12 protein-coding genes are annotated in these 12,525 nt (G+C 43.7%); 4 read left to right on the top strand and 8 right to left on the bottom strand.

Translation table 11 applies throughout. The annotated features are described in order from the left end of the window. Window positions 1-75: 75 nt before the first annotated feature. Entirely contained in the window at window positions 76-1,167 is a 1,092-nt protein-coding gene (locus V1500_RS03295) for a CdaR family transcriptional regulator (protein ID WP_409304184.1), read from the top strand. An 85-nt stretch (window positions 1,168-1,252) separates the two neighbouring features. Here V1500_RS03295 and V1500_RS03290 read toward each other — a convergent pair whose 3' ends face one another. Together V1500_RS03290 and V1500_RS03285 are read right to left on the bottom strand one after the other, a co-directional pair. Continuing rightward, window positions 1,253-1,531 carry a hypothetical protein gene (locus V1500_RS03290; RefSeq protein WP_409304183.1) on the bottom strand — a complete coding sequence of 93 codons (279 nt, stop codon included), beginning with the start codon at window positions 1,529-1,531 and terminating at the stop codon, window positions 1,253-1,255. 347 nt (window positions 1,532-1,878) lie between these two features. Continuing rightward, a complete protein-coding gene (locus tag V1500_RS03285; RefSeq protein WP_409304182.1) occupies window positions 1,879-2,703 on the bottom strand; it encodes a carbonic anhydrase in 825 nt (274 codons plus the stop codon). A 497-nt stretch (window positions 2,704-3,200) separates the two neighbouring features. Between V1500_RS03285 and V1500_RS03280 the strand changes: the two genes are divergently transcribed. Genes V1500_RS03280 through V1500_RS03270 form a run of 3 tightly spaced genes read left to right on the top strand, consistent with a single transcriptional unit; the run spans window position 3,201 to window position 4,254 of the window. Further along, window positions 3,201-3,566 (top strand): DUF2089 domain-containing protein, encoded by a 366-nt coding sequence (locus tag V1500_RS03280; RefSeq protein WP_409304181.1) that lies wholly within the window; start codon window positions 3,201-3,203, stop codon window positions 3,564-3,566. 11 nt (window positions 3,567-3,577) lie between these two features. After that, entirely contained in the window at window positions 3,578-3,964 is a 387-nt protein-coding gene (locus tag V1500_RS03275) for a hypothetical protein (RefSeq protein ID WP_409304180.1), read from the top strand. A gap of 8 nt (window positions 3,965-3,972) precedes the next feature. Continuing rightward, window positions 3,973-4,254 (top strand): hypothetical protein, encoded by a 282-nt coding sequence (locus V1500_RS03270; protein WP_409304179.1) that lies wholly within the window; start codon window positions 3,973-3,975, stop codon window positions 4,252-4,254. A gap of 136 nt (window positions 4,255-4,390) precedes the next feature. Here the strand turns inward: V1500_RS03270 and V1500_RS03265 are convergent, their stop codons facing one another. The 6 genes from V1500_RS03265 to V1500_RS03240 form a co-directional block, all read right to left on the bottom strand. Next, window positions 4,391-5,062 (bottom strand): TerC family protein, encoded by a 672-nt coding sequence (locus V1500_RS03265; protein ID WP_409304178.1) that lies wholly within the window; start codon window positions 5,060-5,062, stop codon window positions 4,391-4,393. Between the two features lie 291 nt (window positions 5,063-5,353). Next, window positions 5,354-7,399, bottom strand: coding sequence for a catalase (locus V1500_RS03260; protein WP_409304177.1), 2,046 nt, complete (start codon window positions 7,397-7,399; stop codon window positions 5,354-5,356). Window positions 7,400-7,849: 450 nt separating this feature from the next. Beyond that, on the bottom strand, window positions 7,850-8,959 hold the full coding sequence (gene menC, locus V1500_RS03255; RefSeq protein WP_409304176.1) for an o-succinylbenzoate synthase: 1,110 nt from the start codon (window positions 8,957-8,959) through the stop codon (window positions 7,850-7,852). Between the two features lie 49 nt (window positions 8,960-9,008). Next, on the bottom strand, window positions 9,009-9,827 hold the full coding sequence (locus V1500_RS03250) for a GNAT family N-acetyltransferase (RefSeq protein WP_409304175.1): 819 nt from the start codon (window positions 9,825-9,827) through the stop codon (window positions 9,009-9,011). 23 nt (window positions 9,828-9,850) lie between these two features. Beyond that, a complete protein-coding gene (locus tag V1500_RS03245; RefSeq protein ID WP_409304174.1) occupies window positions 9,851-11,332 on the bottom strand; it encodes an amino acid permease in 1,482 nt (493 codons plus the stop codon). Between the two features lie 34 nt (window positions 11,333-11,366). After that, window positions 11,367-12,500 carry an amidohydrolase gene (locus V1500_RS03240; RefSeq protein WP_409304173.1) on the bottom strand — a complete coding sequence of 378 codons (1,134 nt, stop codon included), beginning with the start codon at window positions 12,498-12,500 and terminating at the stop codon, window positions 11,367-11,369. Between the last annotated feature and the right edge of the window lie 25 nt (window positions 12,501-12,525).

The following is a 12,525-nucleotide window of genomic DNA, read 5'->3' as shown; positions in this document are numbered from 1 at the left end:
AAAAACAAGGTTATTTTTAAGAATATTTTGTTTATAATATACAAATAAAGCGTTTGCAAAAAGGAATGGTCAAAGATGCTGAGTCCGCAGCTGGCAAGAAAAATTGTCGAACAGACAATGATCCGGCTCAATCGAAACATTAATATCATGAATGAAAAAGGTATCATTATTGCATCGGGTGATTCGGATAGGATTAATCAGATCCATGAGGGGGCACTGGAGGTTGTTCATACTGGAAAACCGCTGATTATTTATGATACTGAAATACAGAATTGGCAGGGTACACTTCCCGGCATCAATCTCCCCATTCGATTTATGGACCGTAACATCGCCGTCATTGGCATTACCGGACATCCTGACGAAATTATGGAGTTTGGCGAGCTGGTGAAAATGATAACGGAAATGATGATCGAGCAGTCCTTCCTGACAGAACAGATTGAGTGGAAGCAAAGACTTAAGGCACAAGTATTCGATGAGCTTGTTAAGACAGGCTATGATAGGGAATCCGTGAGGCAAAAATTAAATCTGTTAGAAATCACGCTAATCCCTCCTTACCAGGTGGCACTTGTAGATTTGGAGACTGGCAATAAAACAGAAGCAGAACTTTTAAAAATATTTGATGATATCTTTATTCACCAAGACTCGGTGATAATCGGTTTTTTACATGTAAACCGCATTTTCATCCTGGCCTCCCGGCTGAAAGAAGACACCTTTTCACATCATGTAAGACTCTGCCTTGCCAAGCTGAAAGAAAAAGATATATTCGCTCGTATAGGTCTCGGGTTAAGCGTGCCGGAGGAAAATCATATTTTCCAATCGTATGAAGCGGCAAATTTAGCTTTACTCGCAGGCGATCCCGAACAGCAGCTAATTACGTTTCCAGAGGTTGAAACAAAGGCGCTCATTACCGGTCTTGATGAACGAACGAAACAACAATTTCAAAGACGCGTTCTAGGAAACCTATCAGATAAATTCATAGATACATTGGACCAACTTTTCAAAAATAATCAACATATCGGGGCATGCGCGAAAAGCTTGTTCATCCATCGGAACTCCCTGCTCTATAGATTGAAAAGAATCAAGGAAGAAACAGGCTATGACCCTCTTACTTTGAATGATGCCATTACCCTTCAGCTCGCGGTTTGGATTCGTCAACTGCAAAAATAGGCGCAATCCTTTTTTGCGAAGACCAGTTTATACCAGTTAAAATGTACAAAAAGAAGCTGTCCTTCCGGATCAGCTTCTCCATTCACTACATTGACTCTACTATATCTTTTACTTTTGTTCTCAGACTAGCCAAGTCAAATTGGGTATTATTAATGTTGACCTTATCCATCTTTAATGTATCAAATATTTTAGACTCCAATTTGCTCCTTGCTCCAAGAACAGCCAAAGTACCCTCGAGTCCTTCAGCACCGTGATTTTTTCCATATCCCTGGTTATTGTAATATTCCATAAACCCGCTGGACCACTCTTTAGGCCTTTCTTCAACCGCCTTTGTAAAAGAATGCCGCAGGTTCTCCTGTTCCACATAAATCAGAAGGGGATGTAAACCGACCTACTCCACTCTAATCACCTCAAATAAGCAATATATTCTTTTTTCTATTAAACTGTATCGTTTCCCTTCCAGATGGATCATATCATGCTGACATATGTCTCTGCTAATCAAGGAGGTCATGAGAGCTTCAAACATAGATTTATACTTCATAGTGAATCGGTCCATTCTGCTTAGTGTCCGCAATCTTAATGACCAAGGGAAATTTGTGCGAAGACTTAAGCAATAGAAAAAAGCTATCTAAAGGAAGATAGCTTTTATTTGTTATTACAGGGCTTTCTATTGCTTAGAAAAATCAACAATGCCTTCAGTGATGACTCATGTTAGCGTGCTCCCGCCTCAACGATTTCCCTGTCGTTCAACGGCTCCACAGGACGGTGGTTGTCCGGGAAAAGCTCTCTAAATGTGGCAATTTGGTCTTTTGACATCTGTATTGGCTGTTCCATGACGAGCCATTTCACACCCTCTGTACATGGCGGGGTAGTTAAAGAACCTCTATATTGTATTGTTGTTTGCTCCTTGGGCAGCAAGCTAACCAAATCGATAGGCTCAGACAATTTTACATCCTCAGTGGTTTTTTCTTTCGGAAGCACCTCCCAGGCTTTGTTCAATGCCTGATTCGAGTCTCCATTCTTGATCATCAGTCCCAATACCGCCAACTGGTTATCTGAATCTTTATGTACAAGATGCAATTCCATATCTAAATTTTTCCCATTCATCTGATGTTCGCTAGGCAGATGGAAGTGAAATTGTGCCAATTTGTATTCTTTGCCGCCAAGAATGATGGAATTGCCTGCTGCAGCCGGGTTCCCCTGAATCGTATGTCCGTTATTAGCAAGGGAAAATGCCGTGGATTTGTAGTGGATCTCCACATTTTCAGTTCTTGCATCTGCTTTTACTTTAGAGTTTTCAAGGTTAATTGGGGATTGTTCTTTCCCGTTCGCACACGCAGCATTGGCAGCATCTAAGTCTCCCCAGTGTTCAGGACCGGTGCTCCCTGAGTAAGACCATTCAGAAGCATGTGTCTGTTCCGATTTTGTCCCGCTATCCTTTTCTTTTCGAGTTTCGGTTTCACTTTGAGCACAGCCAGCCAGCGATATGCATACACCGGCGGATAAGATAGAGTAAATAAGTTTGTTCGCGATCATATAGCACTCCCTCATAATTTTTTTACAATAACAAAGGTACCCCATTTTATGAAACAAAATGTCTTTCTTGCACCCTACGAATTGACTAATTTAATCTAGCTTTTCGTCTTTTTTTAAAATTATTCACGATTACTTACGTTTGGGAAGGTAATGATTTAGCTATGCCCGCTTTACAACAAACCGAAAATGGACTGAATCCCAAGAAGGATCAAATAGTGAAACACAGCAATATGCAGCAACATTCACATTATCTTTTAACGGCTAAACGACGATAACCGGTAAAAATAAATTTAGAGACTTGCTGTACTACTTGTCATACTCCCGAAACCGAACCTGGTCCAAACCCTCGCATCTTATCAAGTTTGGAGCCCAAATAAGATGTCTTATTAATATTTTTAATAAACGAATTAACTTTTTTAATTTTTTTAGTTTTTAATATTTACTTTTTAAACTGTATACATTAAGATTGACTCAAATGGAAAAGAAAGGAACTCGATATGGCCTATCAAGTACTGACGGATTGTCCGGTGTGCAGGAATACATTGAAGATCACAAAGCTTCATTGCAGCCATTGCCATACAACGATCGAAAATGAATTTGAGCTATCCCGGCTGGCTTCATTAACTAAGGAACAGCTGGACTTTGTTGAAGTATTTTTAACATGCAGAGGCAACATCAAAGAGGTGGAGAAGGAATTGGGAATCTCCTACCCCACCGTTCGTGGCAGGCTGACAGATATCATTTCATCCCTCGGCTATGAACCTAAAAAGAAAAATGAAGTAGATGAGAAAAAAATCGTCGCTATGCTTGAAAGCGGCGAAATAACTGCGGACGAAGCATTAAAGCTATTAAAAGAAGAGTAGGGGGAAATTATGTGAAAAACGAGATTGAAAAAATCATTATGATGGTGCAAGAGGGAAAAATAGATGCTGAAAAAGCATCAGAGCTAATCAGTGTCCTGACGCAAAAAGATGCTGGGAGCACTTCCCCGGCCAAAGCAGTGAATTATTCGGATAAAACATTGAAAGTCCGTATCGTGTCCGAGGAAAATGATAATGTCAATGTGAACATACCCATCAAGCTTGTGAAGGTGCTGCTGTTAGCCGGGCACAACATTGCTACAAGCATCCCCCAGTCAGAGAAATATGTAAAGGATATCAATATAGACCTGATTATGGACGCGATAGACAATGAACTTGCCGGACAGCTGGTTGATGTGAAATCAGCAAATGGAGACATGGTCTCCGTAACGATTGAATAGAGGCCGCCATGATGGATGTCAGGGTCAAGACCAAATCTGTACGGTTCACTATTCCCGTGCCGTACGCTGCTTTGCATTTAGGGGCAGCAGTCATCTCTTCCCAAACCTTCAATAGACTTATTAACAAATGGACAAAGCCGCATCTGGAGGCAAACAAAATCCATTTTGCCATTCCTGTTATCGACAAAAGTGCACTTAAATCGGTGCTAAAGGAACTAAAAAAGCACAAAGGCACCGAAATAGTAAATGTAATAGCAAAGGATGGAAACGAGGTCAGGATCAGGCTTTGATCCCATCTAAAAACGTGTAGTAAAAAAAGACAAAGATTGCCCGTAATCTTTGTCTTGGTAATAAAATTATCTGATTTTAACTGTAAAAATGCATAAAAAAAGTCCCGCTTGGGGACTCTCTTATTTCCAATCATACTCAGCCTCTTGCACGGCTTTTATTTTTTGAAGCACTCAGCCTTCCAACCACGATAACAAGAACTGCTAATGCGATAGGGAAGATTAGGTGTAAAGCAGGGCTTATTTCCTCAAGGAAGTGGCCAACAGCTTTATCTCCCAGCATCATTTCTCCGGCAGTATATCCCAGTAAACCGGCTCCGATAATAACAATGATCGGGAATTTCTCCATGATTGTCATTAGGATCTGGCTACCCCAAATGATTAATGGGATGCTGATCAGAAGACCAATCACGATGAGTATGATGTTCCCGTGAGCTGCACCCGCAACGGCCACAACATTATCAAGACTCATGACAAGGTCTGCAACAATAATGGTCCTTACCGCCCCTGATAGAGTAGAATTGGCTTTTACCTCTTCCTCAGCTTCCCCTTTCAGGAGATTTATTGCAATCCACAACAGAAGCAGGCCTCCAATGAAATTCAAGAACGGAATCTGCAAAACATATACAGCTACAAAGGTCAGTACTACCCGCAGCAGAATTGCTCCAAAGGTTCCATAGAATACTGCCTTCCTTTTATACTGATCTGGCAGATTTCTGCAGGCTAACGCTATGACTACTGCATTATCGCCGCTTAGGACGATGTTGATGAGAATGATTTCGAGCAAGTTGAGCAATAGAGTTTGGTCCATTAAGCAAGTCTCCTATTAGTTGTTATATATGTATTCCCTCTTTTGGCTAAGGGCTATACTAAAACTGCTTCTCCAAGATGTGGAAAACAACAGTTTCTGGAAATAGATGTGTTACGACAGGTGTTTACAACCAGGAATGAAAAAACTATTTAAATCCATGTTATCCCGACATTGTTATTTCATTTCTGACAATAAAAATACTACTCCTGATTAAACCATTATGTAAAGATAAATTTTGGCATATAAAGTAACACAGAGAGGCTTACACTATCCTCTCTGCGTCTTATGGGCCTAAACTACCTGCCTGCTCCAGTGGCGATGGGCAGAGATGGCTTCGGCAAATTGTAATGTAAATTCATTGTGATCCTCTGCAATGACTACACCAGGACTGTTCTCCATTCCCGCCAGCAGACTGCTCGCTTCATGGGTAGCTCCGATTGGCTTATAATGGCTAAAAGCTTCTTGAATAAAGTAAGCGGCATCTTTTTCAAACTTTTTGCCTTGATTTGGGCCGCTGACAGCATATATGGCGTCAAATAACACAGAATCGCTCGTAAGGAAGGTATGATCCACCTCAAGCTCTGCACCATCAGCGCCAGCAACCTTTCCTAATTTATCACTAATGAATTCCGGCTGGATGCCTCTTGCCTTTAACTGCTCCAGAACGCCCAATACCTCAGCTTCATTAAACCCGTTGCCAATGATGACCCCAACTTTCCGTGTATTGGGAAGCATCTTCGTATTTAGCTGGCTAAGGGCCGGAGAAGTCTTCGTTACTGTCGATTCGCTTGCGCCTTCAGGCGGATTGGCACCAATCTCCTCCGCGACAGCAGCAGCCATATCCATACTGACATTGCCAAACATATTCACTACCTGCTGCTGTACAGATTTGCTCTTCACTTTACCCAGTTCAAAGCTGAACGCCTGGATGATGTGCATTTTTTCAGGCTCACTCATGCTGTTCCAGAACAGCTTAGCCTGGGAGAAAAAGTCTTTAAAGCTTTCACTGCGGCTGCGAACTTTATGCCCCTCTATTTTTTCTTGATAATGAACATACCCGCCGTCCGCTTCGCTTGCCGGCGCAGGGGTATTTCCAGCAAGTGAATTTTTGTGATAGCTGACTCTTCCTACGTTAATCGTATGGCGTCCATAACCATCCCGTTGATTATTATGGAATGGACATACAGGCCTATTGATTGGCAGCTCATGAAAATTCGGTCCGCCGAGCCGGATTAATTGTGTATCTGTATAAGAGAATAATCGGCCCTGCAAGAGTGGATCATTGGAAAAATCAATCCCTGGGACTACATGGCCCGGATGGAATGCCACCTGTTCTGTTTCGGCAAATACATTATCCACATTGCGGTTCAGCGTCATTTTGCCGATGATTTTTACCGGTACATCCTCTTCCGGCCAGATTTTAGTTGGATCAAGAATATCAAAATCAAATTTAAATTCATCTTCTTCGCTGAGAAGCTGGACACCCAATTCGTATTCCGGATAATCCCCTTTTTCAATGGCTTCCCAAAGGTCGCGCCGATGGAAATCCGGGTCTTTTCCTGCAATCTTCTGTGCTTCATCCCACACAAGGGAATGAATGCCCAGTACCGGTTTCCAATGAAATTTAACAAAATGCGCCTTTCCCTGGTCGTTCACCAGGCGGAAGGTATGGACCCCGAATCCTTCCATCATCCGGAAGCTGCGGGGAATTGCATGATCTGACAAATGCCACATGATCATGTGGGCTGATTCCTGGTTATTGGCGACAAAATCCCAAAAAGTATCATGGGCTGACGCAGCCTGAGGCATCTCATTATGCGGTTCCGGCTTCACGGCATGAACTAAATCCGGAAACTTGATCGCATCCTGAATGAAAAAGACGGGAATATTATTCCCTACAAGATCGTAGTTTCCTTCCTCTGTATAAAACTTAGTAGAAAACCCACGGACATCGCGCACCGTTTCCGCAGAACCGCGTGATCCTGCAACAGTAGAAAACCGGACGAAAACAGGTGTCTTCACTGACGGGTCCTGTAGAAATTTCGCTTTGGTGTACTCACTCAAAGATTCATATACCTGGAATTCGCCATGCGCTGCAAAGCCCCTGGCATGAACAATCCGCTCAGGAATCCTCTCATGGTCAAAATGTGTCATTTTTTCACGGAAATGGAAGTCCTCCAGCAAAGTAGGACCGCGCTCACCCGCTTTTAATGAAAACTCGTCCTCAGAAATCCTGAGCCCCTGATTTGTCGTCATCGTTTTCCCTGAATCATCCACTCTAAATTGTTCTAGCTGCTCATTTTTACTGTTCCCATTGACTCTTCTCTCTTCGCCCATTTGGATGCTCCCTTCTGTTCCTGGATTTTATGTAAAATCTTGATGATACATTGTCTTCGTACCCTATCGCATTAAAGAGCAAACGAGTTATAGAGTATATTGCTGATGTTATCAGGAAAAAATTCAAGATTGAGAGGAAATATAAAATCCAGCAAACTTGCATTTTAAGCTTGTAGGAAAGCAGCTTAAAATGCGCAGGGTGTTTTCCTCATTGCGCTTGATCAATAACCATCCGATATTGTTATGCCATGGTAATGAAGCTTGGGCTTCCTCTCTTACGTCAGATTTGCTCCCTTTTTACTTATATAAGGAAAAGCTCTTAGCATTCTTTATAGTTCGGTTCTTCATCCACCTCATGATAATCCATTCTGATCATTAGCTGTCATAAAATCTTGTTTCTCCAAAAACTAAAAAAACCAGCTGAATCTTTAATAGCTGGTTCGTCCAAAATCATCTATAGCTCTTGCTGTACATGGTATACTTATCAATTTTTGCCACACTTGGTGCATAGCCGATACCGGGAGAATCCGGGATGGTGATAGATCCGTCTTCCACGGTTACCTCAGGGTCGATGATATCCTCGGCCCAGTACAGGGATGAGGCGGCCGTATCACCAGGCAGTGTAAAGTTTGGCAGCGAGGTGATTGCAATATTGTGCGCCCGGCCAATTCCGGACTCCAGCATTCCCCCGCACCAAACCGGGATTTCATGCTGCTGGCATAGGTCATGGATTTTCTTTGATTCGGTCAGTCCGCCAACACGGCCAATTTTAATATTAATAATTTTACAGCTTCCGAGCTTCAAAGCTTTCCTAGTATCCTCCAGCGAATGGATGCTTTCGTCGAGGCAGACAGGTGTCTTCATTCTTGCCTGAAGATCGGCATGGTCGATGATATCATTGTGTGCAAGCGGCTGCTCAATCATCATTAAATTATAATCATCCAATGCCGCCAGACGTTCCATATCTTCCAGGGAATAAGCTGAGTTGGCATCCGCCATCAACGGAATTTCCGGATAGTCCTTTCGAACCCTGTCAATCAAATCAATATCCCAGCCTGGTTTAATTTTCAGCTTAAACCGTTTATAGCCTTCACTCAGCCTTTGTCCGATTACATCAAGGGTCTCATCGATGGAATCCTTGATTCCGATGCTTACTCCGACTTCTATACTCTTTTTGGTCCCGCCAAGAACACTCGCCAGGGAAGCATTTTGCTGCCTGGCGTATAGGTCCCAAACAGCTCCCTCTAGAGCCGACTTTGCCATGTAATTGGCACGAATATGGCTGAAATGCTTCTCAGACAGTTCATCCGGATGATGGATTTCGGTTCTCAGCAGAATCGGGATCAAATAATCCTCGAGCATATGCCAATTAGTTTTGATCGTCTCTTCATTGTACAGCGGGTCAATCATTGCCACAGACTCTGCCCAGCCTGACTGCCCATCCTCACCGACCACTTCCACAAGGATAAATTCGCGGTCATATTCGGTCATGAAGCTTGTAGTAAAAGGATGAAGCAAATCAAGCTTAAGGTGTCTAAGATTTACTCTTTTTATTTTCATGCGGGATAACTCCTTTTATGGAACCTGCGTATTACATTTTCAGCATGGATTATTTTTTACTCAAAACATAAAATTGTACCGGAATATCTGGCAGGGCATTTTTCAAAAATCCTGTTACCTGCCAACCCTGTTCGAATAATGCAGTAAAAATTTCTCTGGACGCCATCCGCCACTTTGAAGCCAGTTCCATATCTGTCTCACGGATGCCCCGGAAATCCTTCGGTATCGCCACATACACCTCTTCGCCATCATCGGTAAGCGGCAGCAAGCCAGCAGGATATGGCAGCCCTGCATCATCCATCTCCCATTGAATCAAGGAATTTTCGATGGCAGCCGTGTGACTTGGCTCCTGAGTGTTTTTTTTCTGCTCGTTTATGTACCATTCAACCTGAAACCGGTCAGACGCAAGCCCCTCATTCAACAGATCTTCCATCTCTCCGTAACAGTTTTCGATATAAACCGAGCAAACTGCACCGAGCTTTGATATATTTAAATATCCATTAATGCTCTCCAGCGGGTCATACGTCCAGGTAATCAGAGAATAACCAAGCTTCAGTGCTTCCTCACGCTGTGCAATTTTTAGCTTCTCTCCAATTTTACGGTTGCGGAACTGCTGATCCGTCGCGAGGATGTGGGAGCATAAATAGGCCTCTTTTCCGTTAAACCCCGGAAAACTGTATTGAAATCCGACAAGCTTGTCACCAAGGAAGGCCCCGAGAACCAGGCCTCCATTTTTCACTGCAGTGATCGTTTGGTGTGTCGGGACTGAGTCTTCTGGTCCCCAAATGTTACTTTCAAGCTTTCGCACCTGCTCGAGGTCCTCAATTGAATAAAGGGAACGTATCTCTATTTCACCTGCATGTGACATGTTCAATTCCCCCTTTCCTCGACTTATTCCCTGCTGAAATCAGCTTCCTTCAATGGAACCAGTTTTGTCTTTTTCACGCTTTTATAACCAAAATAGGCAAGTAAAAATAACGGAAGTCCGATATACGAAACCATGGCACCATACCAGTCGATTTCATCACCGAAAAATGCACCGTAGTTTTGTCCAAAAATCGCGACTAAACACAATGCTGTGGCAAAAATAGGGCCAAACGGGTACCATTTTGCTACATACGGCAAATCCTTTAAATTTCTGCCCTGGGCAACATAGGCCTTTCTGAAACGGTAATGGGTGATCGAAATTCCGAGCCAAGAAAGAAAACCTGCGAGCCCCGAGGCATTTAGCAGCCAGGAATACACGGTCCCATCACCGAAAATGGAAGTCAGGAACGCCGCTGTCCCGATTAAGGCAGATACACATAGGGCATTCAAAGGAATCCCTGTTCTGTTGACATTTTTTAAGAATGCCGGAGCCTTGCCTTCCTTCGCCAGCACCCAAAGGACACGGGAAGCTGCATACAAGGCCGAGTTTCCAGCTGATAAAATGGCAGTAAGGATTACAGCGTTCATCAAGGCCGCTGCGAACGCAAGACCTGCACGTTCGAATACGAGCGTAAACGGACTTACCGCAACATTATCTATATCTGCACCCAATAGCTGTGGATCCTGATAGCTGATTAGACATCCAATGACAAAAATAGCAAGCACATAGAACAACAGCAGCCGCCAAAAAATCTGTTTAACGGCCTTTGGCATGTTTTTCTCGGGATTTTCACTTTCACCTGCGGCGATCCCGACAAGCTCTGTTCCCTGGAAGGCAAAACCTACGATCATAAACACACTTATGATGGACAGGAAGCCGCCGTTAAACGGTGCATCACCTGTTGTAAAATTTTCAAATCCTTTTGCGTCTCCATTCATAATGCCCAAAATCATTAAAAGCCCCGTAATAATAAAGATGATAATAGTCGCTACTTTAATGATGGAGAACCAATATTCCGATTCCCCGTAACCCTTGACAGACAAAATATTCAATCCCAATATCAGTCCAAGAAACAACGCGCTCCAAATGATTCCCGGGACATCCGGCAGCCAGTACTTCATAAGGATCGCTGAAGCGGATAACTCAAGCGCCACGATAATGGCATTGTTATACCAATAGTTCCAGCCAATTGCAAATCCAAGGGCCGGGTCAACGAACCGGGAAGAGTATGTACTGAAGGAACCCGTAATCGGGATAAAAGCGGCCATTTCACCAAGGCTCATCATAATGAAATACACCATGATTCCTGCAATCAGATAGGCGGCAAGCGCACCGCCGGGACCAGCCGTCGCTATCGTGGAACCGCTTGCTAAAAATAGCCCTGTACCTATGGTTCCCCCGATTGCAATCATGGATAGATGCCTGGTTTTAAGCTTTCTTTCCAAGTGGTCTCCGCTTGGGTACGCTGACGCATTTGTTTTAGTTTTTGCTGTAGTTGGCTGCATATAGCACCTCTCTATAAAGACTAGTTTTTTCTTTCTATTTATTCTCAGATGCCAATAATACAGTCTTGGTTAGAATTTTCGCTCCATAATGAAGCGCCTTCAACTGGAATGACATTTGCGGATGATGCAGACCGGGAGCTAAATCACAGCCCAATCCTACCATAGTTGCCTTCAGTCCTGGATTTTTAACGGTGTAGAAATGAAAATCCTCACCTCCCTGTGACACACACCTCTCTGTGACATTGTCTTTTCCAAGAATTTCAGCGATTGCCCTTTCTGCTAGCTTCATAGCCTCCGGGTTCAATGTGGCAGCAGGCAGACACTCTTCTCTGGACAGCGAAATGACTGCACCGGTTTCATGTGCAGACTCTTTAATCGCTTCCTTCGCCTGCCGCATCAATTCCTGCATCACTTCATTTGATTGGGCCCTTGCATCCAGCGTGAAAACGGCTGTTTCCGGAATGACATTGGACGCCTCATTTTCTACGATAAGCCTGGTCATTTTAATGGAGTGGGGAATCTCCGTTTGCAAATCCATCTGCTTTAATTTTTGAACGATTAAAGCGGCTGCCTCAATGGCGTTGATTCCTTCCTTAGGCCGCGCTGCATGTGCCTGTCTGCCCTTTATAGTGCCGATTATGCTACCCGCAGACGCATGCATTATAGCAGCGGAGGCTTTATTGAAGGGCACTTCGACTTTCGGACGTAAATGGACGCCAAACAGCTTGGTAACATTCTCTAGTGCCCCCTCGTTCATCATCTGCAGGGCGCCTTCCCCTTTTTCTTCAGCTGGCTGGAAGATAAACCGTAGAGTATGTTTAGGCGTGACCCCGCTTGCAGCAATGGATAATGCTGCATACAGCACCATAGTACTGTGGGCATCATGACCGCAGGAATGATTAGGCTTCACCACTCCATCCACTTCCTGGACAAGCGCATCCATATCCGCCCTCAAGGCGACTATTTCAGATGATTGACCAGGAATTTCTGCAATCAATCCATAATGCCCGGAAAAGGTTTTGACCGATAGTCCCGCTTCCGTCAGTCGTTCCCTTATATAACGGGAAGTCTGCTCCTCCTTCCAGCTTGGCTCCGCCAATGAATGGAGAGCATGATACGTTGTTTCAATTTCACTTTGATGCTGATCGATATAATCCATGGGATTCATGGCTGTGTACACCTCTTATGCTACT

Source organism: Peribacillus sedimenti, from assembly GCF_046237635.1.
GTDB classification, from domain to species: domain Bacteria; phylum Bacillota; class Bacilli; order Bacillales; family DSM-1321; genus Peribacillus; species Peribacillus sedimenti.
This window is presented reverse-complemented; position numbering and strand designations above follow the sequence as displayed.

Coding starts and splice junctions, on each gene's coding strand:
- V1500_RS03295 (WP_409304184.1), top strand. CDS start 76: ATGCTGAGTCCGCAGCTGGCAAGAAAAATTGTCGAACAGACAATGATC.
- V1500_RS03285 (WP_409304182.1), bottom strand. CDS start 2,703: ATGATCGCGAACAAACTTATTTACTCTATCTTATCCGCCGGTGTATGC.
- V1500_RS03280 (WP_409304181.1), top strand. CDS start 3,201: ATGGCCTATCAAGTACTGACGGATTGTCCGGTGTGCAGGAATACATTG.
- V1500_RS03270 (WP_409304179.1), top strand. CDS start 3,973: ATGATGGATGTCAGGGTCAAGACCAAATCTGTACGGTTCACTATTCCC.
- V1500_RS03265 (WP_409304178.1), bottom strand. CDS start 5,062: ATGGACCAAACTCTATTGCTCAACTTGCTCGAAATCATTCTCATCAAC.
- V1500_RS03260 (WP_409304177.1), bottom strand. CDS start 7,399: ATGGGCGAAGAGAGAAGAGTCAATGGGAACAGTAAAAATGAGCAGCTA.
- menC (WP_409304176.1), bottom strand. CDS start 8,959: ATGAAAATAAAAAGAGTAAATCTTAGACACCTTAAGCTTGATTTGCTT.
- V1500_RS03250 (WP_409304175.1), bottom strand. CDS start 9,827: ATGTCACATGCAGGTGAAATAGAGATACGTTCCCTTTATTCAATTGAG.
- V1500_RS03245 (WP_409304174.1), bottom strand. CDS start 11,332: ATGCAGCCAACTACAGCAAAAACTAAAACAAATGCGTCAGCGTACCCA.
- V1500_RS03240 (WP_409304173.1), bottom strand. CDS start 12,500: ATGAATCCCATGGATTATATCGATCAGCATCAAAGTGAAATTGAAACA.